This is a genomic window from Psychrobacter sp. PAMC 21119 (assembly GCF_000247495.1).
Lineage (GTDB): Bacteria > Pseudomonadota > Gammaproteobacteria > Pseudomonadales > Moraxellaceae > Psychrobacter > Psychrobacter glaciei.
Genome location: NZ_AHVZ01000021.1, coordinates 22854 through 46279 on the forward strand (window position 1 = coordinate 22854; position 23426 = coordinate 46279).

The 23426-nt window shown below is 44.5% G+C and carries 19 protein-coding genes, 1 tRNA gene and 1 pseudogene; 13 read left to right on the forward strand and 8 right to left on the reverse strand.

Annotated elements, in window-relative coordinates; genetic code table 11:
- The first annotated feature begins 189 nt into the window (after positions 1–189).
- The 3 genes from ychF to RH96_RS08495 all read left to right on the forward strand — a co-directional run bounded on the left by ychF (position 190) and on the right by RH96_RS08495 (position 3751).
- A complete protein-coding gene (gene ychF / locus RH96_RS08485; protein ID WP_010196176.1) occupies positions 190–1281 on the forward strand; it encodes a redox-regulated ATPase YchF in 1092 nt (363 codons plus the stop codon).
- Between the two features lie 173 nt (positions 1282–1454).
- Entirely contained in the window at positions 1455–2876 is a 1422-nt protein-coding gene (locus RH96_RS08490) for a deoxyguanosinetriphosphate triphosphohydrolase (protein ID WP_010196179.1), read from the forward strand.
- A gap of 191 nt (positions 2877–3067) precedes the next feature.
- Positions 3068–3751: a TetR family transcriptional regulator gene (locus tag RH96_RS08495; RefSeq protein ID WP_026037055.1), complete on the forward strand. Its 684-nt coding sequence runs from the start codon at positions 3068–3070 to the stop codon at positions 3749–3751.
- A 27-nt stretch (positions 3752–3778) separates the two neighbouring features.
- On the opposite strand, the gene gspK is transcribed toward RH96_RS08495, so the two are convergent.
- From gspK to RH96_RS08525, 6 genes are all read right to left on the reverse strand, one after another.
- Complete coding sequence (gene gspK, locus RH96_RS08500; protein WP_141629672.1) at positions 3779–4876, reverse strand: type II secretion system minor pseudopilin GspK; 1098 nt, start codon at positions 4874–4876, stop codon at positions 3779–3781.
- Entirely contained in the window at positions 4867–5769 is a 903-nt protein-coding gene (gene gspJ / locus RH96_RS14570; RefSeq protein WP_010199786.1) for a type II secretion system minor pseudopilin GspJ, read from the reverse strand. The genes gspK and gspJ overlap by 10 nt, the downstream gene beginning before the upstream one ends.
- Entirely contained in the window at positions 5766–6257 is a 492-nt protein-coding gene (gspI, locus tag RH96_RS08510; protein ID WP_010196190.1) for a type II secretion system minor pseudopilin GspI, read from the reverse strand. The genes gspJ and gspI overlap by 4 nt, the downstream gene beginning before the upstream one ends.
- Positions 6258–6260: 3 nt before the next feature.
- Positions 6261–6443 carry a hypothetical protein gene (locus RH96_RS15215; protein WP_227500955.1) on the reverse strand — a complete coding sequence of 61 codons (183 nt, stop codon included), beginning with the start codon at positions 6441–6443 and terminating at the stop codon, positions 6261–6263.
- A gap of 38 nt (positions 6444–6481) precedes the next feature.
- Positions 6482–7075 (reverse strand): prepilin-type N-terminal cleavage/methylation domain-containing protein, encoded by a 594-nt coding sequence (locus tag RH96_RS15220; RefSeq protein ID WP_010199789.1) that lies wholly within the window; start codon positions 7073–7075, stop codon positions 6482–6484.
- A 1125-nt stretch (positions 7076–8200) separates the two neighbouring features.
- The gene (locus RH96_RS08525) at positions 8201–8989 is read right to left on the reverse strand and encodes a TatD family hydrolase (RefSeq protein WP_010199794.1); all 789 of its coding nucleotides are present in this window, start codon (positions 8987–8989) and stop codon (positions 8201–8203) included.
- 311 nt (positions 8990–9300) lie between these two features.
- Between RH96_RS08525 and RH96_RS08530 the strand changes: the two genes are divergently transcribed.
- The gene (locus RH96_RS08530) at positions 9301–9966 is read left to right on the forward strand and encodes an acyltransferase (protein WP_010199796.1); all 666 of its coding nucleotides are present in this window, start codon (positions 9301–9303) and stop codon (positions 9964–9966) included.
- Between the two features lie 53 nt (positions 9967–10019).
- Here RH96_RS08530 and RH96_RS08535 read toward each other — a convergent pair.
- Both RH96_RS08535 and tsaA read right to left on the reverse strand, forming a co-directional pair.
- A pseudogene (locus tag RH96_RS08535) lies at positions 10020–11808 on the reverse strand (GspE/PulE family protein).
- 102 nt (positions 11809–11910) lie between these two features.
- Positions 11911–12762 (reverse strand): tRNA (N6-threonylcarbamoyladenosine(37)-N6)-methyltransferase TrmO, encoded by an 852-nt coding sequence (tsaA, locus tag RH96_RS08540; RefSeq protein ID WP_010196202.1) that lies wholly within the window; start codon positions 12760–12762, stop codon positions 11911–11913.
- Positions 12763–13380: 618 nt separating this feature from the next.
- Between tsaA and RH96_RS08550 the strand changes: the two genes are divergently transcribed.
- The 9 genes from RH96_RS08550 to infA all read left to right on the forward strand — a co-directional run bounded on the left by RH96_RS08550 (position 13381) and on the right by infA (position 23261).
- Positions 13381–14154 carry a ferredoxin--NADP reductase gene (locus tag RH96_RS08550; protein ID WP_010199805.1) on the forward strand — a complete coding sequence of 258 codons (774 nt, stop codon included), beginning with the start codon at positions 13381–13383 and terminating at the stop codon, positions 14152–14154.
- Positions 14155–14294: 140 nt separating this feature from the next.
- A tRNA-Leu gene (locus RH96_RS08555) sits at positions 14295–14380 on the forward strand.
- A gap of 259 nt (positions 14381–14639) precedes the next feature.
- Positions 14640–15725, forward strand: coding sequence for a DNA polymerase IV (dinB, locus tag RH96_RS08560; RefSeq protein ID WP_010199808.1), 1086 nt, complete (start codon positions 14640–14642; stop codon positions 15723–15725).
- A gap of 178 nt (positions 15726–15903) precedes the next feature.
- On the forward strand, positions 15904–17109 hold the full coding sequence (gene queA / locus RH96_RS08565; RefSeq protein WP_010199811.1) for a tRNA preQ1(34) S-adenosylmethionine ribosyltransferase-isomerase QueA: 1206 nt from the start codon (positions 15904–15906) through the stop codon (positions 17107–17109).
- A gap of 147 nt (positions 17110–17256) precedes the next feature.
- Positions 17257–19014, forward strand: coding sequence for a FimV family protein (locus RH96_RS08570; RefSeq protein WP_010199813.1), 1758 nt, complete (start codon positions 17257–17259; stop codon positions 19012–19014).
- 57 nt (positions 19015–19071) lie between these two features.
- Positions 19072–20772: a FimV/HubP family polar landmark protein gene (locus tag RH96_RS08575; protein WP_010199816.1), complete on the forward strand. Its 1701-nt coding sequence runs from the start codon at positions 19072–19074 to the stop codon at positions 20770–20772.
- A 161-nt stretch (positions 20773–20933) separates the two neighbouring features.
- Positions 20934–22034 (forward strand): asparaginase, encoded by a 1101-nt coding sequence (locus RH96_RS08580; protein WP_010199819.1) that lies wholly within the window; start codon positions 20934–20936, stop codon positions 22032–22034.
- A gap of 44 nt (positions 22035–22078) precedes the next feature.
- A complete protein-coding gene (gene truA / locus RH96_RS08585) occupies positions 22079–22918 on the forward strand; it encodes a tRNA pseudouridine(38-40) synthase TruA (RefSeq protein ID WP_010199821.1) in 840 nt (279 codons plus the stop codon).
- Between the two features lie 121 nt (positions 22919–23039).
- Positions 23040–23261, forward strand: a complete 222-nt coding sequence (gene infA / locus RH96_RS08590; protein ID WP_010199824.1) for a translation initiation factor IF-1 — start codon at positions 23040–23042, stop codon at positions 23259–23261.
- The last annotated feature ends 165 nt before the right edge of the window (positions 23262–23426 follow it).

Here is a 23426-nt window from a genome sequence, read left to right on the forward strand (position 1 = left end):
GACAAAATCTTAGTATACCGCACAACAACCTCACCCCTATTCCGGTAAATTTGCTACAATATGCCCAATTTTGATTTACCATTTAACTAAGTTTTATAATGACTAATTACTGAGTTCTATGGGGACTAAGTAGCAAGTCTTATATTGACTAAGTACCAACTGATTTTATTCATATATTGAGAGCATGTTATGGGTTTTAATTGCGGCATCGTCGGCCTACCAAACGTGGGTAAATCTACCTTGTTTAACGCCTTGACCAAAGCGGGTATCGCCGCTGAAAACTTTCCGTTTTGTACCAAAGATCCCAACACGGGTATTGTACCAGTACCAGACCTACGCCTAAAGAAACTGGCTGATATCGTCAATCCTGAACGTGTACTACCGACGACGATGGAGTTTGTGGATATCGCAGGTCTAGTCGCAGGCGCGTCAAAAGGCGAAGGTATGGGCAACCAGTTCCTAGCCAACATCCGTGAGACTGATGCGATTGCCCACGTGGTACGCTGCTTCGATGATGACAACGTCGTCCACGTCGATGGTCGCGTTAGCCCTATTGATGACATCGAAACCATCAATACTGAATTGGCATTGGCCGATTTAGAAGCGGTTGAGCGCGCTGTGTTTAACTTAACCAAAAAAGCCAAAGGCGGCGATAAAGACGCTAGTGCCATGCTTGATGTGTTCAAAAAAATCGAACCATTGTTAGCAGACGGTCAAGCAGCTCGCGCGGCAAACCTTGATAGCGATGAGAAAAAACTCATCAGAAGCTATGGTTTGATTACCCTAAAGCCAACCATGTATATCGCTAACGTCTCTGAGGACGGCTTTGAAAACAACCCTTATCTAGATGCGGTACGCAATTATGCGACTGGTGAAGATTCTATCGTCATCGCGCTATGCAACCAAATCGAATCTGAAATCGCTCAGCTTGATGAAGACGACAAAAAAGACTTCCTAGCTGAGATGGACATGGAAGAAGCCGGTCTTGATCAAGTAATCCGTGGTGGTTATGACTTACTGGATATGCAGACTTACTTCACTGCTGGTGTCAAAGAAGTTCGTGCTTGGACTGTCGCTATTGGCGCAACCGCACCGCAAGCTGCTGGTGTAATTCATACCGATTTTGAGCGCGGTTTCATTCGTGCCGAAGTCATTGCTTATGATGACTTCATCGAGCACAACGGTGAAAAAGGCGCAGCGGCCGCTGGTAAATCACGTTTGGAAGGCAAAACTTACATCGTGCAAGATGGCGATGTGATGCATTTCCGCTTTAACGTTTAACGTTCAAAGTTTAATAAAGCGAATTGCGTGTTTACACAGTCTTAGTAGAGAACAACCAAAAGTCAGCCTTTGTGCTGGCTTTTTTTATTATAATAACGTCTGTTATTTTCAAAAACAGCAAATCCGCTGAAAATAATTATTAAAATAATGATAAAAATAACGGGTTATAAACTATGACGGCTCATATTTATCAATCGCTTAACAGCAGTGCACATTGGGCACAACTATTTAGTGCGCAGCGCTTGGGCAGCCACAAAAAAGCTCCAGCGCAAGACAGCGCGCGCTCATCCTTTCATAAAGATTACGACAGACTGGTGTTTTCGCACTCTTTTCGGCAGCTCAATCAAAAAACCCAAGTCCATCCATTGACCAACCAATTGGGCATTCATACGCGCTTGACGCATTCGCTTGAGGTCTCTTGTATTGGACGCTCATTAGGGATAATGGCGGCAGAAAAACTGCATGATAAATTAGCCAGCGGTCTACCAGCAGGCGTCTCGCCAGCCGATGTCGGTGTGATTGTTCAAGCAGCTTGCCTCGCTCACGATATTGGTAATCCGCCTTTTGGTCATGCAGGAGAATACGCCATTCGCGATTGGTTTATGCATCCTGATCGTCAGGCTATTTTGCAAAATCTGAGTAATAATGAGCAATTAGACTTACTGGCATACGAAGGCAATGCGCAAGGATTTCGGCTACTCGCCCGTAATGAGCATCATCCTGATAAGGGCGGTATGCGCCTCACTTGCGCGACGTTGGGTGCCTTTATGAAATACCCTTGGCTAGCGACGCATAGCAATCATGTTTCTGAAAGCACTTCTCCAAGTAATTCGCTCACCAATGTACAAAAATTTGGCTGCTTTTATAGTGAAGCCTCTCAGTTAGAAGAATTGGCAGCGTGCTTGAGTCTACCGCGCTCGCCGCAACATGATGGTTTTGCGCGCCATCCCCTCGCCTATCTATTGGAGGCCGCAGATGATATCTGCTACGCGCTGATAGATTTAGAAGATGGTATCAATCTGAATATGCTAACCTATAGCGAGGTCGCCACGATATTTTATGAGTTGATTGGTGAGCGTCCTAGTAGCGTGAGCTTGCCAGCGCATATGTCTGTCAGGCAAAGCCTAGCATCATTGCGAGCACGTGCTATGATGCGCTTGGTCAACACCGTCACCGACGCTTTTGTCGCTAATAGCGAGCCCTTGCTGGCTGGTACACTGCAAGGCAGTCTATTTGCACATTGTGATGCAAATGTGCAAAATGGTATTAATCAAGCCAAACAATTGGCGCATGAGCAAATATTCAATCACCCAAGCAAAGTGCGGATGGAATTGATGGCGAACCAATGCTTGCATCGCCTCTTAGATGCCTTTATACCATTGGCTTGGACAAACGCAAAAACTGCCCCGATGTCATTTGAGCAGCAGCGACTGCAAAAACTCCTCCAACCGCACCTCGATGAGCATCGACGGGTACTATCCGATAATATCTATCACAATATTTTAAATATATTGGACTTTATTACTGGGATGAATGATCATGAGGCATATAGATTGGCGCAGGAGCTACAAGGTCATTGGGGTACGATGGTCTAGGGCGCGTCCTCATTTTAGAAACGGTCACAGCGTCCATCTCACCCAATGTACTCAGTGTAATATTTGTGCTTAATTGCCCGATACTCACTATAAATGGCTTTGACTATAAATTAACACAAGTTGCGTATTTCAGTCGTATTTCTACGCTGAAGTGAGTATGATAAACCTCTATCGGATAATTTTGAAATATTATGAGCAGTCGCGAACAAAAGAAACTTCAAACCCGGCACGCCTTCTTTAATGCCGTGCTCGATCTCTGTATGACAGGACAGTCTTTTAGCTCCATCAGTCTCAGGCAGGTGACACGTGAGGTTGGTGTCGTGCCAACGGCATTTTATCGCCATTTCGATGATATGGAATCGCTTGGGCGGGCGCTGGTGGTTGAAGAATTGGGCGGGACACTCGCCATATTAAGCGACAGTTTACAAATTGGCCGTAGGCGCAGCTTTGATCGCCAAATCGCCAAGAGTATTCAGCTGTTTTTATATATGGTCAGCGAGCAGCCTTGTTATTGGCAGTTTTTGGTCAGCGAACGCTATGGTGGTTCAGAGGCCGTGCGCAAGGCCATTAATGAATTGATCAAAAAGCATGGACAAAGCTTAGCAGAAGATTTGGCCTTACAGCCCGCCTTTACTCATATTGATGCCTATGATTTACGCTTACTGGCTGAAGCAGGGGTTAATATGTTTTTTTCTTGGATTATCGACTGGTTAGAGCTGACGTATACTGAAGATCATGATGACGAAGCTGATTTGTCTGAAATTGAAAAAAAGAAACAGCTGATGCTGCATAACTGTACTCGTCAAGCACAAATGTTGTTTTATGGCGCATACAACTGGAAGTCTACTGAAGAGACTCGCCTTAGCGATGACTAAGTAATCTCCAAAACCTTTGAGTGCGGATTAAAAACTCGGCCGAAATACCCATAGACGCTGTGTAACAACCTTAATTGACTTCGCTGTTTTTCTCTTATCGTTATTACCCGTACTGTTGGCATCATTGCCATTTTTATCATTGCTATTAGCATCGTTGTTATTAGCAGCACTACTATTCTCGGTCTCACCATCATCAGTGGCAGCTTTGCTAATCAAGACAGTAGCAAAACGTTGCCGTGTTTGACCTGTATTCGCACTATCTGTCGCTGTGATAAGCGCCTTAAAGGCTTGACTGTCAACGGCTAATAATGGCGTTAATGCTGCCCGCTGCTCTGCATTAATGCCTCCCAATTGTGGCAATTGCCATAATTCATCAATAGATGGCAAGACCTGCTTGCGCCTCATCTCGGTCAACCCACGCATCTGCTCGCTAGTCACACCGTCCACCAAAGACGCCAGCAATTCAGGGCTGGCGGTATTGACATTGATAGGCACATAATAAGGGACGGCAGTAATGTAAGGGCGTAGCGCCGCCAGTACTTCAGCGCCTACTCCTCGAACGTCTGGTAGCTGATCGATGCTAAGAAATGGCTGGTTCGGTAAGGTCCCATCTACTGCCCCGCTGCGCTGCTGCGAATATACCACGCTCTCATCACCCCCATCTTGATAGACCTCACCATCTGCATCTTGATAATCCAGTACTGCAATAGCGATATCGGGCTCTAGGTTTAATTGTGTTAAGAGTCTTTGAAAGACAGCCAAGGCTGCCGTATTAACCGCACCATTCTGATATAAGTTATTGATATTAAAACGACTGGCCTCGTCACGCAGTTCGATGCTAATGCTATGATTATCTAAGGCATAAGGCGGTATTGGCTGCGCCCAAATATCTTGCTCGCTATCCGTATCATTGAGCTTATTATCCGCACGAATCAAGGTCACTGCCAACTGCTGACCGGCGTTAATATCTTGTAATAACTGATTCTGATCAAACAATAAGCCACTACGCCTGATAGCAATTTTTTGACTGGCAAGCATCGCCCCTGCGACCACCGTAATACTAACCACCAGTAGCAATATAGTCAGCAGCGCTACCCCGCGCTGAGAATGCGCTGTCATTGACATAAGCGACCTCTCTGATTGGTCCAAGGGCACATTTTCAATACCTTATAAATTAGCATTGCCCACACCAGCGTTAGCAGTATTGCTACCATTAGTATTATCGTTATTACTGTTGTTACCGTCATTACTGCCATTATCGTTGCTGTTATCATTTTTACTATTAGGTGTATGTTGCATACTACTACGAGGGAATGGCTGCGGCGCAAGTGCCCATTGCCAAGTGATAGGCATATCTTGATAAGTGAAGCTGACGGCAATACCTTTTGGAATAACTCAGCCTCAGCTTGGCTACTCGCTGTATTTAGCGCTTGCCCAGACGCTCTATCTACATTGCTGTTATTGCCACTGTTTTCGTCAGGGAACTTCGTCGCTATCTCTGGTAAATAGGCCTGCCAGCGTGCTGCTGTCACCCCTTCCAACAATACACTATCCAAACTAACGCTATCAGGCCCCGTTGCGAGGCTGGTATATTGACGGCGAATCAAGCGCTCATCGGCAAAAATATATTCGACGTGCTGCATACTGGTACTGCTTTGGTAGCGTGGGTCAGGATCTGCAAAGCGTACGAAGCTGACACGCTCGCCATCTAGGCTCATAAAAGGCTCAGGCTCTATCGCATTGTCTTGGCTGCTTTCGTTGCCACTATTTGCGACACTAATATCTTGAGTACGGGCATCTTGCGTCGTGGGTAACTGATAAGGAATGATTTGCCCCATATCTTGTTGTAGCTGCAAATAGGCATATTGCAAGACAGCCAGATTATCAGCATGAAATTGTGCGCGCTCACGGGCGCGGTTCACACTATCAAACACTTGCCAACCAGCCACTGCCAACATCGCAAATATTGCCATAGCGACCATCAGCTCAAGTAAGGTAAAGCCGCGTTGCTGTCTCACGGGTTACCTCCACTTGAATTTGGGTTCGCTAAATCCAAACTACCCACATCTTGTTCTGGATTACTCAAAACCACCTTAATATCCGTCACTGTGTTGCCTGTCTGTCCATCGATAATAGGCGCGACAGCGATAGTAACTTGTTTCAACGCTGGGGTAATGGTGTCACCGACTGTCATCACTACTTGCCAATCCCGACCTTGCGCATTAAGCGTTTGGCTGCGATTGGCGGTCAGCCATGTATCTTGAATCTGTAGATCAGCCGCCGCATTTTGGGCAACGAAATGAGCCAGCGTACGGGTACGCAACACATCAACCGAGCTGAGATACGCACTGCTGGCACGGCTAGCAGCGACGGCGACGACAGCTAAAATCGCTAATGCGACCATCACTTCAATCAAGGTAAAACCGCTTTCGCGTGTCGACTTTAAAAAGGTATCTTCGCTAGGCCTAGTAGCCGAATTGATAGGCAATTTTGATAACTTAACCATCAGCTACAGTCCTTGTCCTAACGACATACTACCGTCCGGCATGATGGTAATTACCTCACCCACCAAACGCGAATTATGACGTACTTCGATCGTTACAGCGTTGCTTGCCCGGTGCCCAAACCAGAGTATTTGAGGTACCGTCTGATCGGTAAACCAAGGCTGTAGTCGTCTGATTCTGTCCTGCATTTACAGCGTTGCCAGCATCTAAGCTTTGCACACTCAAACTAACCCCATCCAGGCATTTCAGGCAACGTGACTTCTGGTTCAATCTCCCAACTTGGCGTTGGTGTTTCGCCATTCGTACCCGACAAATCTGTAGACAATTCCATAGCATTTTTGGGACGGCTGTCCGTACCGTCTGAGATGATATCAGCGGTTTGATAGGCAATATAAGGATTCGATAAGGTGACGATAACCGGATTTACTTGACTTTGTTTATTTGCTTGTAAGCTTAAGCCCATCGGCTGCATACGCTCAGCTGATAACAGCCGAACGTAACTCAATGAATCGGTAAGGTGTTCATAAAAGGCACGGTTTTTTCGGGACTCACTACTACCAACTGACAAGCTCATCATGCCAGCAAAGATAGATAGAATCACCACCACTACCACGATTTCAACGAGGGTAAAACCAGCTTGCGCATGGGTGCTTTTTGATATTTTAGAGGATAAAACGGGAGGAGTTTTTACTATAGCGACATTGCAGCCGGTACGAGCGACCGAACTATTAGCCTTTTCAGTATATAGTAAGTGTTGACTTGCTAAGCCTAAATGGCAAGCGACCACTGAACTGGACTGAGTCTTAGCAGTGACCGGCATATTGCACCTATTGGCCTATGATTAGGGTTTGTTATATAAAGTGGTAAACATAGCAGAGTGATAGATATAGTAGGCTCACACAGAGCGTAATTTCTTGAGAGTTCTCATCACTCAAACCTTGGCAACTTTGTCGTGTTGCAATAAGAATATTACAACACGGATGCTTTTAAATTTATCTAAACGCCTACAGGCCCTAGTAATTGGTATTGCGATGTTCTTCTGACTCAGTATCAATTTGCTCTACCAGCTCTTGCATATCTTCATCCATGACTTCTTCATCGTCGGCAGGATAATGACTAGGCAACTCAAGCATTTGCTGGACAAAAGCATAACGCAGGGTATCACGGCGAACCCAAATAACGCTAGATAAAAGCTTAGAGTTTAATAGTCCCGCACCGCCTTGACCCATCGCCCAAATAGAGGACAAATAGTCACGCGTACTCAAGTTACTGTGCTCATCCTTTAGATAAGCACTGATGATATCAATCAGACGCTTCATACGCTGACGGCGAATATCATACAGCTCACCAAATAAGCGATCTGAGACTGCCAAGGCACACAGGGGATAGGCTGCCAAACGCTCTTCAATTTGATTGAGTAGCATGGCTTTTTGTGGATTAAACAGTTGCTGAAAAATCATACGAGCAACGCCTGCCGAAGGACAATCATCAATTCGATTAATCTCAAACAACTGCTCTTCATAGCGGATAATAATACGCAAATAGAGCTCATCTTTACTGGAGAAATGCTTATATAGCGTCCCTTTAGCTAAGTCCAGCTGATCCGCCAAACTGTCTAAAGTGATATCACCATCGCCTGACTCAAGTAGCAATTGCTCTGCCATCGCTAAGATATTTTCTTCTCGTGCCTTGAACTGATGCTGACGACTCATAATCTCTCCTAAAACCTGACAAGATTAAACATATGACCCTCGAATGGATTAGTGCGTCGGCGACAAGCGTATGAGGTCATACAAAGTCTACTCGAAAACCACCAAAGAAGATATGCTTATGTTTGCTAAATAGTCATTAATAATCATATGCTTACGCTCGGGATAATAAGTAAAAATAGCGTAAAGTAATAAGACTATCTAATAAATGACTGAGTGGTCATAGCATAACGATTTTAATGGTACTGTGCCAGTAAATTTTCAAAGTTTTTTGCGGTCAATGCCCCAACCTCATCACTACTACAACCATACATATCTGCCAAACAACTTGCCACGTAGGGTACATAGGCTGGCTCATTGGGTTTACCACGCTTAGGTACAGGTGCTAGATAAGGACTGTCGGTTTCGATAAGCAGTCGGTCTCTAGGCATGTTTTTTGCGGCATCTTTGATGGTTTGTGCGCTTTTGAAACTGACAATACCTGAGAACGAGATATAGAACCCTAAATCTAGCGCCCGCTTGGCCGTCTCCCAATCTTCAGTAAAGCAATGAATAATACCGTGCTCAGCGCCTTCCGCCTTTAAGATATCAATCGTATCTTCTTTGGCATCGCGCATATGTATGACGAGTGGTTTTTTTAAACTTTGACTGGCATGAATGTGACGTGCAAGGCTGGCTTGCTGCTCTTTTTTATTTTCAGTTGACCAATAATAATCCAGCCCCGTTTCCCCAATCGCCCATACATGGTCGGCATCAGCCGTTTCGATCAAACGCTTGACCGTCGCTGATTGCAAGATACTGATATCTTCACAAGGATGGATACCGACGCTCATGCCAAGATTTAGCGTCTCATCGCCATAGGAGCTAACGATATGGGCAATCTCGTCATATTCAGCAAAATCACACATAATCGCCATTGCCCGAGTGACATTGGCGGCTTTCATTGCGTCAATCGCACCAGACAATTGACCATCATACTTGGTTAAATCTAGACAATTAAGATGGCAATGGCTATCAGTAAACATAAATACTCTCGTTAATAAAAATGAATAAATAAAAAATATTAGGAATAAGTCTTCAAAGTGACAGTCGTATTGGTAACAATCATATTAGTAACAGTCGTATTGATTGCCCCAAAGGCAGCTGTTTTCAAGTAAAGTTTAGCGGTACACTATCAGAGGTATGGTTAACCGTGTCTGAAACGGTATCAAAACTGACTATATTCTTGACATGAGTTTTGACATGAGCCTTGATATAAAGACAGCTAACCAACCATAAAAGCCATGCGCTAGCGAAAACATTACGCCTTCTACTCACTTCTCATAAGCCCTTTATTATGAACCACAAAAAACCCATCAGTCTTTCTCCGATCATAAAAGCATTGTTACCCAAACGGTTATACAAAAAGCGGTTTTTATTACAAGATAAAGGGCATGATAATCATATTAGTATTGCTAAAGTCGCGCGCATCATTGGTAATTCAACCATTACCATTCGCAAAGGTCATGACAATCAAATCACTATCGGTCAGGGTGGCAAATTTAATCAGTTAAAAATTGACATCAATGGTAATCATAATCAAGTCACGATTGGAGAGCACGTTAAGTTTTCGGGGCAATTATTGGTTGTCGGTAATCATCTGCATATTTATATCGGCAATCATACCACCGCCATCGATTGCTATATTTTGGCTCGCGATAAAAGTGTGACCATTGGTCAATCATGCATGATATCACGTGGTATCGAAATTCGAGCGACTGACGTCCACAAGGTCTATGATATAGACACTAACGCGCGAGTGAATAAGGCACATACAGACGTCATTTTAGGAGACCATATTTGGATCGCCGCCAATGTGACCATCTCTAAAAACGTCTCTATCGCCAGCGGTTGTATCATTGCAGCAGGGGCATTTGTCAATAAACCAGTCGAGACGCCCAACTGCATGATTGCTGGTACACCAGCCAAAATTATTCGCCAAAATGTACGATGGGAGCGTTAAATAATCAAGTCATAAAGCGACGTTTTACCATAGCGAGCATTGGCTATTTAAGGTCAATGCAATGGCACCACACGCATCACCTCTTCTAAGGTCGTCACGCCTTCACTGATGCGCTTTGCGCCCGATAAGCGCAACGGCTGCACACCTTCGCGATACGCTTGCTGCTTTAGCACGTCCAAATTGGCATCAGCAGCAACCAGTTTTTTTGAGCTCATTCGATAGCGGCATAATTTCATACAGACCGATGCGACCTTGATAGCCCGTATGACGGCAATGCCCGCAGCCCTGCGCTATATAAATTTGTGCTGGCACGGGCGCACGCCAAGGCTGAACCAATTCCTGCCATTGAATTGCAATTTCACTATCTGCAGTCACATCCAGCGGTTTTTTGCAGTGCGGACATAATGTCCGTAGTAGACGCTGTGCCATGACCCCTAATATAGTCGCTGAAGTTAAAAACGGCTGAATACCCAAATCATGTAAGCGAGTGAGTGAACTTGGCGCATCATTGGTATGCAACGTCGAGAGCACCAAATGCCCAGTCAGCGATGCTTGCACCGCCATATTGGCAGTCTCAGCATCGCGAATCTCCCCAACCATAATAATGTCAGGATCCTGACGCATTAACGAGCGGATACCATCAGCGAAGTGCAGATCAACCCCTGGATTCACCTGCATTTGATTAAAGGCTGGCTCAATCATCTCGATCGGGTCTTCAATCGTGCAGACGTTGACCTGCTCAGTGGCGAGCTGCTTAAGCGTACTGTACAACGTTGTGGTTTTACCTGAGCCAGTCGGACCCGTGACCAAGATAATGCCGTTTGGATGCGCAGTCAGCTCATGCCAAGTATCAAGCTGCTTACCTGACAAACCAAGCTGAGCAAACGAGCGCACCAGCACTTCTGGGTCAAATACCCGCATGACCAGCTTTTCACCAAAGGCAGTCGGCATCGTCGATAGACGCAGCTCAGTTTCTAGACCTTTTGGCGTACGGGTTTTTAAGCGGCCATCTTGAGGTTTGCGCTTTTCTGCGACATTGAGTCGTCCTAAAATTTTAATCCGCGCCGTCACCGCGACGATAATCGCCAGCGGCATCTCGTAGACGGTATGCAGCACGCCATCAATACGAAAACGCACTTTTCCGGTCTCACGGCGAGGCTCTAAGTGGATATCACTGGCGCGCTGCTCAAAGGCATATTGCAACAACCAATCGACGACTTTGACAATATGTTGGTCATTGGCATCAGGATTGGTATTGTCACCCAATTGCAATAATGCCTCGACATTGGTGACATCCGCCGCCGCCCGCTTGTGGATGCTATTTGCTCCTGCAATCGCTTGCGTGACTTGATAGAACTCTTGCCGATAACGGTTGATCTGTTCAGGATTGATAAATACCGTACGAAAGCTTTTAGACTTAATGAGCTTTTCAATATTGCCATGCCAATCACTATAAAAAGGCTGGTCGGTGCCGATGACGACTTCATCAATTGTCACCTCAATCGGCAAAATATGCTGTGAGCGCGCATACTCAAAAGACATCAACTGCGTGACGGCTGGCACATCAACTTTTAAAGGATCAATACGTACGAGCGGCATATCTGCTTTGACAGCCAGCCATTCATTGAGCCATGGCAGTGTCAATTTCTGTTGTTGCTCATTATCCAAAGCATGTCCATTGGGTAAGCCAAATTCACTAATCGTGAGGAGCGGATGCTGCGCCTTATCACGGCGACTGGTAATCACCAAATTGTAGCCACGCTGATCAATCACCTTATCCGCCAATAATTCATCTAGGCACCAACGCAAATCAATCACGATCGAATACTTTTGAGCAGACATATTTTTCTTCTTTTATTAGAATTTTTTGCAAACCAACTGTTTTATGATGTCGATAAATTGGTATAAATAAAAACGACATAAAGAACGCGCTACTCTCTCACGCTACAAAACCACTGCTACAACGTCCGTTATCTGCAACTGTCCCGATTCTATCAACTGAAAACTGACATCGACAGACTTATAGCGCATAACAAACTGTTTATTTACTTCCTCACGGCGATAGGCAGGACGCGGATCTTGTGCAATCAATGCTTTGATAGCATCGAGGTCAGATCGTATGAGTTGCGTTCTTACCTTGTCAATGACTGCCGCTACTATACATAGTTCATTAGGTTCTTTATGAGGCTGTTTATTGACCACCATTTGTGTAAATTGATGGTAAGCAAACTCCGTTATAGTCACATCCAATGACATGGGTGCAGAAGGCGCAAAGCCACTTTTTGCATGCACTAATGCATCACTATAAGCCACATAAGGTTTGATATCGATAATGGGCGTGCCATCTATCATATCAGCACCGCTGATAATAAGTAACACTCGACCTTGTACTATTTCAATACGCTCAAACTTGACCACAGACAATCCCAAAGCGGATGGTCGATACATACTGCGACTGGCAAATACCCCTATTTTCTGATTACCCCCAAGCCTTGGTGGTCGAACTTGCGGGCGAAAGCGGCTGTCTGCTTTATTTACCTGCTTATCTTTACTCGCTTGATTGGTTTTATCCACATAATTATGATGAAACTGCCAACTGATCCAAATATGACTAAATGCTTCCAAACCAATGAATGCCGCTGGCGTATCATAAGGCGCTAGCATCTCAATCACACTGGTCAAGGCCACCAAATTCGGTTGCCTTGGCGCACCAAACTTCTGTGAAAGCGGCGCACGATGATAGCCAATAATAGGTGCTCGATGATGGTCATCCAAAGATGCATTATGGTCAGACATATATCCACTCCAATGATGGCAAACGGCCCTTATTAAGACAGTTGGCTCAATCATACAAAATTACTCACTAACGATATTCCATTTTATCATGCTACATAGCGGCTGCTAGACAGATTTTTATTTTAAAGTTTGGTATTATGATCGAGAAATTTATTGAGAATGGCTTGCATTCATACGACAGCGGTATTGCTCATGGGGATAAAAACCCTCGCTATTACTCTACAATTCCTAGGGCGTGTCCTCATTTTAAAAATGAGGATAAAAGTGAGGTAAATGGCAGTCAAACAAGGAAAATAGCGCAGATAATATCGAGATATTACCTAGCTAATTGACGATGTCTGGCAAGATTTAACCACTTTTAGCCCATTTAGATCGCTATCGGTTGAATTGAGGACACGCCCTAGTATGAAAGTGGAAAAACGCTCTATAACTTGATTCATAAATTCATCACCTTATTGGTTTATAGATAACAGATATTTCAAAGTATGAGCCGTTATTAGCAATTTTGATGATTACCCATTTATATATTGTTAGCCCCCAAAACATATCATTGAAAATTTCAATTTAATACTCATTTACACTTAACGATAAAAATAGTGATTTATTAACGAGGACTTTATGTCAAAACTTCGCACCGAAACGGTCACAGAGGTTCATCATTGGAATGATGCCTTATTTAGCATCAAAACCACACGTGACGATGGTTTGCGCTTTCGCAATGGCGAGTTTGCGATGATTGGTATCGTTGTCGATGGCAGACCACTCTTACGCGCTTATTCGATTGCTAGCCCCAACTACGAAGATCATTTAGAGTTCTTCTCTATCAAGGTTCCAGATGGTCCTTTGACGTCACGCCTACAGCACATCAAGGTCGGCGATGAGCTGTTGGTCAGCAAAAAACCCACGGGTACGCTCGTCTTAGATGATTTACTACCAGCCAAACACCTTTATATGCTGTCAACGGGTACTGGGCTTGCGCCATTTTTGGCCTTGGCACGTGATCCTGAGGTCTATGAACGCTTTGATAAAGTCATCATGGTGCATGGTGTACGCCATGTCGATGACTTGGCTTATCGTGATATGTTCGAAAATGAGCTGCCCAACGATGAAATCTTTGGTGAATGGTTCCGCGAGAAGTTTATTTATTACCCAACGGTTACTCGCGAAGAATTTAGAAACCAAGGCCGCGTTACCGATTTGATGAGATCAGGCAAACTCTTTGAAGATATTGGTTTACCGCCAATTAACAAAGACGATGACCGTGTCATGATATGTGGCAGCATGCCGTTTAATGCGGAAGTCTCTGAGATTCTAGATGGTTTCGGTCTCACTGTGTCACCACGCATGGGCGTTCAAGCCGACTATGCGGTCGAAAGAGCGTTTGTCGGTTAAGATTAATTTGATTAAAATCACAATTATTATAAATAATTCTTGACGCTCAAAAATAGGCTGCTATAATACGCAGCCTATACAGAGTTAACCCTGTAGCCCAATTCAATAAAGTTCGCATTATAAACTTTATTATCTAACATGCCAGTGTGATGGAATTGGTAGACATGACGGATTCAAAATCCGTTGCCTATAAAGCGTGTCGGTTCGAGTCCGACCACTGGTACCATTTTTAAAATAAAAAACCCTCCCTAGTCGGAGGTTTTTTTATGCCTATACAATAACTCATGCAGCAGCTATTTACTTATATATGGTCGATACAGACAGCTGCATTAATATAGATATATTAACGCTCAAAACCTTCAAATAAAAGTTGCTGATTGCCGTTATTCCTTTTGCATGAATAGGTTCAAAAACATCGCTGTAACTCATTCATATACCTAACAATCAATACCAAAATAACCATAATATCAGGTAAAATAGTGGTCATGACCGCTTCTATCAACCCTAGCCCGCGTAAGATTATTCACATCGACATGGATGCCTTTTATGCCAGTGTTGAACAGCGCGACTTCCCTGAGTTACGTGGCAAGCCCTTGGTAGTGGGCGGCGACCCAAATGGTCGCGGTGTGGTGGCAGCGGCGAGCTATGAAGTGCGTAAATTTGGTGTGCGGTCTGCAATGTCCTGTTATGAGGCACGCAAACGCTGTCCAGACGTGGTGTTTGTGCGACCACGCTTTGATGTCTACCGTGCTGTCAGCAGTGATATCCGCAGTATCATGCACCGCTTGACCCCGCATGTTGAACCCTTATCTCTAGATGAAGCTTATCTCGATGTCACTGGCTTGCAAGTCCAGCAAGGTTCTGCGACTTTGATGGCTAATTGGCTACGGGCGCAAATCTTAGAACAGACCGGATTAACTGCCTCTGCTGGGGTGTCGTTTAATAAGATGCTGGCAAAAATTGCTTCTGATATCAACAAACCGAATGGCACAGCGATTATCACCCCAGCCGATGCTGATGCGTTTATCAGTACGCTACCTATTGAGCGTTTTCACGGTATTGGTAAGGCAACTGCTACGCGCCTCCATGCGATGGGCGTGAGCAATGGTGCTGATCTTCGACGCATACCAGCCGCCGTATTGGTGCAGGAGTTTGGCAAACGCGGCCAGTTTTATCACGATATTGCTCATGGTCGTGATGAGCGCCCTGTCAAATCTGAGCGCACGCATAAATCTGTGGGTTCTGAGACCACATTCCGAGACAATTTAAGTGATAATGACGCACTAAGAGCCCAAATCTACGAGCAAAATGACGATGCGTTTGGACAAATGCAAAAAAAACAGCTGATTGCTTATACCATTACCATAAAAATAAAATACGCTGATTTTACTCAAATTACACGCTCGCACACCTTGTCGACGGCATTCTCCAATGCTAACTCTGCTCATTATTGGCTTGATAAGCTATTTTTAGACATTCCACGTGACCTTCCTATTAGGTTGGTTGGGGTTACTTATTCTTCATTAACCCCTGCCACGCAATTACTGCCACAGTTAAACCTTTTTGAATAACCTAATGAATTTCTAGTGTTAAAGCAGTAAGCTGCTATCTACTGTTTACAGTAAATGCTTAGGCTATTTGAATAATTAAAATAGCTTTTATACCAGTTTATCCTTTCGCAAACTATCCCTTCATATGCTCATTTCTGCTACAATTACGCCAAAATTCCTATCTATTCAAAGACTGATTATGACCGACTCTCGCCCTGTAGCTGCCGATAGTAATACCGCCATTCATACTGATACAAACGCTGATATATTAGACTATTTAAGCGTAGACGATTACGATTATGAGCTACCAGATACTCTGATTGCTCGTTACCCGTTGTCAGAACGCTCCGCTTCAAAATTATTATATCTGCCTGCCGACCATCATGGTGATAAGATCAGTCAAGCCGAAGATCGTTTATTTGCTGAATTACCTGATCTATTAAATGCAGGCGATTTGATCGTATTTAACGATACCAAAGTCATGAAAGCGCGCTTGTTTGGTCAAAAAGATACTGGCGGCAAGGTTGAAGTATTGATTGAACGTTTGGTTAATATCTCGGATTTGGATATAGCGACTCTTCACTTAGTGACGACAGATGAGCAGCCAGTTATTAAAGAGCATGTAGCATTTTGTCATGTCAAAGCCAGTAAAGCCCCCAAGCTTGGTCAGCGACTGGCGCTTGCGGATGGTCATATGGGCTGCGTAATGATTGGTCGCCAAGACAATTTATTTATCCTAGCATTTGACGCGCCTATTTTGCCTCATTTAGAGCTTTATGGTGAGTTGCCCATTCCGCCCTACTTTGAGCGTCATGCCGATGCCACGGACAATACCCGTTACCAAACGGTCTTTCATGATCCAGCCAAGCTTGCCAGCGTTGCCGCACCCACAGCCAGTCTGCATTTTGATGAGAGTGTATTAAGCAAGCTTGCAGCAAAAGGGATCAATACAGCATTTGTCACACTACACGTTGGCGCTGGTACTTTTGCCCCTGTAAAGACAGATAACTTGCTCAACCACACCATGCACAGCGAATACGCGCATCTACCGCAACCGACCGCCGACCTTATCAATCAAACCCATGCGAATGGCAAGCAAGTCATCGCTATTGGCACAACGGTGACGCGCGTACTAGAAACAGCGTATCAAAAAACAGCGGCTGACGGCAAAGCACTTGCTAGCTGGTCAGGCGACACCGATATCTTTATCTATCCTGGATTTAAATTTGGAGTCATAGATCGTTTATTGACTAACTTTCACTTACCCAAGTCTACCCTATTGATGCTCGTATCAGCATTTGCGGGCAAGGCCGCTATCGAACAGGCGTATCAACATGCTATCCAAGCTGAATATCGCTTTTTTAGTTATGGCGATGCGATGCTCCTTGACAAAAAAATCAGGTAATACCTTTAAAGTTGCAACATTATTAGGCATTATTAGTCAACGTTACTTTTTAGTAGCTACTAAAAAGTAACGTCTATGAAATAAACTGGTAAACTAAAGCGTATTTTGTTATAACAGCACAAGTAACTCACACTCTAAGGGCTGCACATGTCTCGTCATTTATCTCATCGCTTGACTACTGTAAATTGTGCGGTGTCGATGGCGTTACTTTATTCAATAGGCTCTATTGCTATATCGTCTAGCGCGCAGGCAGCAACGATCGGTAAGACTGTCGTAACCTCTGCGCAGCACGAACCCTTAGCCGCCAGTATAATAGTGACTGACATTAAAGCCGCTGACTTTTCAGCCAGCTTAGCGAACCCTATTATTTATCAACAAATGGGGCTTACGCCAACGGATTCAATGACGGTGAGTTTTAGACCCACGTCAGCCAGCAGCGGGCAAGTTTTGATCAACACCACGCAGCCCGTTTCTAAGCCTTTTGCCGATGTGGTCTTAGCCATTAATGACGGAGGTCAACGCAATGTCATTCCTAAGACATTGCTCATGCCTCTTGATGACAGCATACCTATTAAGCCATTTAACAAACCTTCTAAAAATATCGTGACCGGTGCAAAGAAACCCAATTTGCCTGTCATTTCAGCTACCAACGCCAAACCGTTGACGGTTAGAAAAGGTGCGCCGCCGCCATTGATATCAACACCTAGAGCGACGACAGTTACCTCAAACTTGCCAGTAATAGCTACCTCTGCACCGCAGAGCAATCGTCCTATTTATGCCCCAAGTCGCTTGGATAATGGGCGTTTGAATGATAGCAACAACGTCATGACAACGGCTGCTAGCGCTGTAGATATCAGTCCTGTTGACAAGGCAACTAGCAACCCTGTCGAAAACAAAGTGATGACCAATAAAAGCATGGCTGACAGTACAACGGTAAATAATAATAAGACAATTGCTGGAATCACTGACAAACAGTTCGATATTTTAAATATACAAATCACAAGACAGATACAGCCTAGCAATAAGACCAGTACTGGCATCATGGCCAACGCTCCTGCATCGCCAATGCCGAATAACAATGCTGCCAGCACTGCATCAATGGCAAAGTCAGATTCTAATAGCGCTACTACTGCTGCACCAAGCAACATCCCCTCTAGCGCTGTTGCCGCAGTGTCGCCTACAGTGAATAGCAATACTGCCGCTACAATTAACACAGCAACTAATCGCGCTATTAGCACGTCCGTTGACTATCAAGTACAGCGCAACGATAGCTTATGGGTTATTGCTCAGCAAATTGCCCAAAAAAACAACCTAGACGTTCAAACGGTCATGAAACAAATTCAGGCACAAAACCCGAATGCTTTTATCAATAAAGATGCAGATCAACTAAAAGCGGATGCTAAACTGAGCTTACCCAATTATGAAGTCGTGCCATCACAGCAAAACTTGGAAGCGGCTATTAATGCTCAAAGACAGTATAGACTGAGCGCAAACACCCCTACCGTCAAGAAAGCAGCGCCCCCAAAACCAGCGGCTAAAACGACAACTGAGACAGCATCTGAGACAACTCAAGCAGCTCAAAACTCTGAAAGCCCTAAGAAGCCAGCCGCCACTAAAACCCAGATATTATCAAAAGCGCGTTTTTCTGTGCTCGCACCTAGTTCTAATACTGATAAAAATGGCAACGCCGACGGCAATAATGCTAAAGCAGCAACGGCCACGGGCAATGGTCTCAGTACAGAGACCTTAGCAACGCTCAAAGCCTCTAGGCAAGAAGCTGCGTCACAAGCACAGCGCCTGTCAAAAACCAACAATATGCTTGACAGTTATACTAGTAAATTGCAATTACAAAACCAAAAACTGGCGGAGCTTCAAGCTCGTCTCAAAAAATTACGCAATCAATAATTGCCTGACTGATCAGCGCAGTGTGCTGCAACAGTGATCGTAGGCGTGGGAGTAACTATGGACAATATGCTATATATCATCGCCGGACTGGTACTTATTTTAATCATAGCCGTCTTGGTAATGCGCAAGAACAAGGCGCAGAAGCCATCAGCACCTACGGCTGGGCAGGCCGACAAGAATTTGGCAGCCAGCAACCCAGCGACTACATCTGGAGCCAAGCAGCGCAGTCCTACGCAGCAAAGTGCTGATAACGAAGGCAAATTTGATAACCTATCGGTTGCGCAGCGCTTTATAAATCAACAGCGCTATGACAAAGCCATTGAAACACTCAGTCGTGGTCTCATAGAAAAACCCAATGACAGTCAGCTATTGCTGAAGCTCTTAGGTATATACGCAACTACCAATCAAACGGATGACTTTCATCGCGTCTATGATGACATTAAAAGTCACAGTGACCCAAAAAGCATCGCACAAGCCGATGAACTAAAATCATTACTCACTGAAGAGCAAAACCAAGCAGCACAGTATGCGGTAGCGGCAGAAGATACTCAAAATACTGACTTTGAAAGTTTGGATTTTGACTTACCTGCCAGCCAAGCCGTCAATACACCGACTGTTCAAGATACGGTTACTGCTGAAGATAGCGCTACACCTCTAATCGATGAACCTACCGAAAAATCAGGACTGTCTGATGACTTTAATGATGTCAATCCTACCATTGAAAATGTCGATGACACGTTTGATCTGACGCTTAATGACCTAGAAAATGATGGCGACGAGCCAACCGCTACTAGCGTTATGCCTGTCAGTCAGGTCGACATCGTCGAAGAGGAAAATCTGACTCTAGATGCTAGCGATACTACGCCTATCATTCAAGACAACGATATCAGCGACTTTGATTTTGGCCTTGATTTGCCTGAGCAGACGGATAATATTACTGAACCTTCTGTCAGCTCCACTACTGACAGTGCGCCTCAAGACATCATGTTAGAAGATGAAGACTTTGTCTTAGATTTTTCAGACTTAGAGGCTGGTGTGGATACAGATGCTGCCAAGGCGACTGGCGAAACTACGACAGATGTGACTCAGAATAGTGAAGACGACTTTGTATTGTCTTTAGACGATATCGATGAATCAGTTGCTATAGACAATGTCTTAGAAAGTGAACAGCCTGCTCTTGCAGAAGATAATGATCTGGGTGATTTTATCCTTGAAGAGAACAACTTTAAAGACAATGATCTTGCAAACAACGACCTTGAAAACGACAGCTTTGAAAACAATAATTTCGAAAGCAATGACTTTGAAGACAGTAGCTTTGAAGACAGTAGCCTTGAAGATCAGCCACTTGATAATAATGCTTTAGAAAACACTCATATTGAAGCATCAAGCATGGCACCAGCTACGCCATTGACGTTTGATGAAGACACATTAGCAAACGATGATTTTGATTTTAACTCGCTAGCAGATGCACCAACGGCGACGACTCCAGTCGATGCTGAGTATGATGTAAGTACAGTGGACAGTGAGATTGTTACTTACAATGAAGTCGAAACAAAAGAAGATTTCTCTTTACGTTTTGCCGCAGACTTTGATTTTGTCAAAACACTAGATAGCAATCAAGTCACTTTAGACTTGGCTGGTCAATATTTACAGTTGGGTGAATATGACAGTGCCAAACGTTTGCTAAACGAAGTCATGACTCAAGGTAATAGCGAGCAGCAGCAACAAGCTCAAATGCTACTTGACCGCACTGCATAGTCAATAACCTCATCTCGTATCAGCAAGTATTCTCTAATCATTTAGAATAAATACTTGCTGATTTTTTTTGCATTTAGCCCTTATACTATCTATCATCATACTACCTATCATTACCAAGCTCTCTCGTCTCTTTTTTTGCCTCCCTTGACTGTGCCAATATTATGCCATCACCTGCTATGACAAAAAACTTATCCGACCCCATTCAACTCATTTATGCTGGTGGCACTTTTGGTAGCTACGGACGACCCTTAGCGCCTTTGTCAGCAGAAATATTTTTACCCACATTGCAACAGCTGCTAGTTGAGCAAGATAGTTCGGGCAATCTACCTCAAATTTCATGGCTCGACAATACCCTAATTAAAGACAGCAGCCAGCTCACGCCCAGCGACTTTATACATTTCTACACGCTCCTATTAAACGCTTATGCACAAGGTGACAGACGCTTTGTATTAATCACTGGTACTGACACTTTAAGTTACTTAGGGGCGTTTTTAGCGGAAGCTTTTGCGGGCAGCGATATTTGTATTGTCGTAACCGGTAGCATGCGTCCGTTACTAGACAGTGAGGTTTTGCATAACTATAGCGTCGATGCGAACAGTGACGCGTGGGACAATCTGACGGACGCCTTAAAACTGGCAGCAGCTGGTGAATCTGGTGTTAAGATCTGCTTTAGTGGCGAGTCATGGCCAGCACAAACGGTGCAAAAGATACACAGTCACGATCTGATGGCATTTACCGGACATTCTCGAGCGGCTTATCCGGCCAATAGCTATATCAGAACGTTACCAGATACACGACGGCAGCATTGGCTGGATGACCAGTACGATATAATTGATGCTATTCAAAGTCGCGCTGAGCAAGTACGCATCCATGCTTTATATTGTTTACCTAATGACACTGAGGTGATGAGCAATCAGCTACAAGCGTTATTGTCGCAGCCGCCATCTGGCATTATGCTATTGGGGTTTGGTGCAGGCAATGTTCCTTATTCAGACGCATTAGCAGCAGCTCTACAGCTTGCTTATGAGCATGGACATATGGTGATATGTGCCAGCCAATCGCCTTTTGGCGGAGTGAGTGACAGTTATGCTGCTGGTAGTTGGCAGTATGACTATCATGTGATAGCAGGTGGGCGCTTAACGATTCCCGCTATTTACGCTCGCTTATTGTGGCTATTACTGCGTTATGACAGTCCTGCCAGACGTCGACAGCGCTGGTTAAATAACGTCACTCAAGCTGGTACGACCATTAAAAAACGCTAACTGACCACTACCTCCTACTCAACTGTATACATTCTGAACACACCATGACTGAGATTAAGCATATAGCGTCTGAAGATTCACCCATTTATACCTTAGCGATTGCGGTTGAGTTTTTGGGTACTCATTATCATGGCTGGCAGCGGCAACGAGAAGTGCTCGGCGTCCAACAAGCGCTAGAGACTGCCATCGGTAAGGTCGCCAACGAACCGGTAGAAGTAATCGCTGCTGGTCGCACCGATGCCAGCGTGCATGCCAGCAATATGATTGCCCATTTTACTACCCGCGCTTATCGACCTTCAAACAATTGGTTGCGCGGCGTCAATAGCCTGCTGCCCGATGACATCGCCCTGCGCTGGATTCAACCGATGCCAGCGGACTTCCATGCACGCTTTGGTGCCATTGCTCGCCGCTATCGTTATATCACTCTTAATCAAGCACAGCGCCCCGCTATTTTGAATCATCAAGTAACGCACATCTATGAGCCACTTGATTTGGCAGCGATGCAATTGGCTGCTGCCGAAATCGTTGGTATTCATGATTTCAGTAGCTACCGCGCGGCCGCTTGTCAGTCTAATCAGCCAGTACGAACCGTCAGTCATGCTAGGTTATTTGCTCATGGCCAGTTTATCGTTTTTGACATCCAAGCAGATGGATTTTTGCACCACATGGTGCGTAACTTGATGGGCACCTTATATGCCATCGGCAAGCACCACCTAGAACCGGCAGATTTTTTACGTATTTTAGCCAAAAAAGACCGTACGATTGCACCGCCTACCGCCTCTGGAGATGGTTTATATTTTATTAACGCCTACTATCCTGAACGCTTCCAGCAGTTATTACCGGATGCCCCTCTGACGCCCATTTGGTTGAATTTACCTGACTAGATTGATATAAGCTGGTATACATAACGGTTACAAGCTGTCAAGTAAAAACCTATAGCTGTATTGCTTTAATCAGCAAACTTACGTATAATGTCGGCTTATTTTTAATTGATTGATACAAATTATGGCAAAAGACGAGATTATTGAATTTGAAGGCGAAGTTATTGATACCCTTCCAAATACATTGTTTAAAGTTCGTTTAGAAAACGGACACGAGATCATTGCGCACATCTCAGGTAAGATGCGTAAGCATTACATTCGTATCTTGACTGGTGATAAAGTTAAGGTCGAAATGACGCCTTATGATTTGTCCAAAGGTCGCATTACTTATCGCGGCAAAAACTAATACGATTATCAACTAGAATGGTTATAACAGCATTTGTATCAAGACGTTTCATTAATAAACGGTTTTGGCTAATATAAATTCTTGAGTGGTTTAACTGATAATAATAATGACATTGCTAACCTACTCATTATTGCCTATCATATTCTAGTCGCTGGTTTTGCCATA

What these genes read in the sequence shown, in the direction of transcription:
- gspI (WP_010196190.1), bottom strand. Translation starts at nt 6,257, where the DNA reads ATGGTTAAGTTATCAAAATTGCCTATCAATTCGGCTACTAGGCCTAGC.
- RH96_RS08525 (WP_010199794.1), bottom strand. Translation starts at nt 8,989, where the DNA reads ATGTTTACTGATAGCCATTGCCATCTTAATTGTCTAGATTTAACCAAG.
- RH96_RS15215 (WP_227500955.1), bottom strand. Translation starts at nt 6,443, where the DNA reads ATGCAGGACAGAATCAGACGACTACAGCCTTGGTTTACCGATCAGACG.
- truA (WP_010199821.1), top strand. Translation starts at nt 22,079, where the DNA reads ATGACTGAGATTAAGCATATAGCGTCTGAAGATTCACCCATTTATACC.
- RH96_RS08550 (WP_010199805.1), top strand. Translation starts at nt 13,381, where the DNA reads ATGTCAAAACTTCGCACCGAAACGGTCACAGAGGTTCATCATTGGAAT.
- RH96_RS08570 (WP_010199813.1), top strand. Translation starts at nt 17,257, where the DNA reads ATGTCTCGTCATTTATCTCATCGCTTGACTACTGTAAATTGTGCGGTG.
- RH96_RS08495 (WP_026037055.1), top strand. Translation starts at nt 3,068, where the DNA reads ATGAGCAGTCGCGAACAAAAGAAACTTCAAACCCGGCACGCCTTCTTT.
- RH96_RS08580 (WP_010199819.1), top strand. Translation starts at nt 20,934, where the DNA reads ATGCCATCACCTGCTATGACAAAAAACTTATCCGACCCCATTCAACTC.
- RH96_RS08530 (WP_010199796.1), top strand. Translation starts at nt 9,301, where the DNA reads ATGAACCACAAAAAACCCATCAGTCTTTCTCCGATCATAAAAGCATTG.
- RH96_RS08490 (WP_010196179.1), top strand. Translation starts at nt 1,455, where the DNA reads ATGACGGCTCATATTTATCAATCGCTTAACAGCAGTGCACATTGGGCA.
- infA (WP_010199824.1), top strand. Translation starts at nt 23,040, where the DNA reads ATGGCAAAAGACGAGATTATTGAATTTGAAGGCGAAGTTATTGATACC.
- ychF (WP_010196176.1), top strand. Translation starts at nt 190, where the DNA reads ATGGGTTTTAATTGCGGCATCGTCGGCCTACCAAACGTGGGTAAATCT.
- RH96_RS08575 (WP_010199816.1), top strand. Translation starts at nt 19,072, where the DNA reads ATGGACAATATGCTATATATCATCGCCGGACTGGTACTTATTTTAATC.
- RH96_RS15220 (WP_010199789.1), bottom strand. Translation starts at nt 7,075, where the DNA reads ATGCCGGTCACTGCTAAGACTCAGTCCAGTTCAGTGGTCGCTTGCCAT.
- gspK (WP_141629672.1), bottom strand. Translation starts at nt 4,876, where the DNA reads ATGTCAATGACAGCGCATTCTCAGCGCGGGGTAGCGCTGCTGACTATA.
- tsaA (WP_010196202.1), bottom strand. Translation starts at nt 12,762, where the DNA reads ATGTCTGACCATAATGCATCTTTGGATGACCATCATCGAGCACCTATT.
- dinB (WP_010199808.1), top strand. Translation starts at nt 14,640, where the DNA reads ATGACCGCTTCTATCAACCCTAGCCCGCGTAAGATTATTCACATCGAC.
- queA (WP_010199811.1), top strand. Translation starts at nt 15,904, where the DNA reads ATGACCGACTCTCGCCCTGTAGCTGCCGATAGTAATACCGCCATTCAT.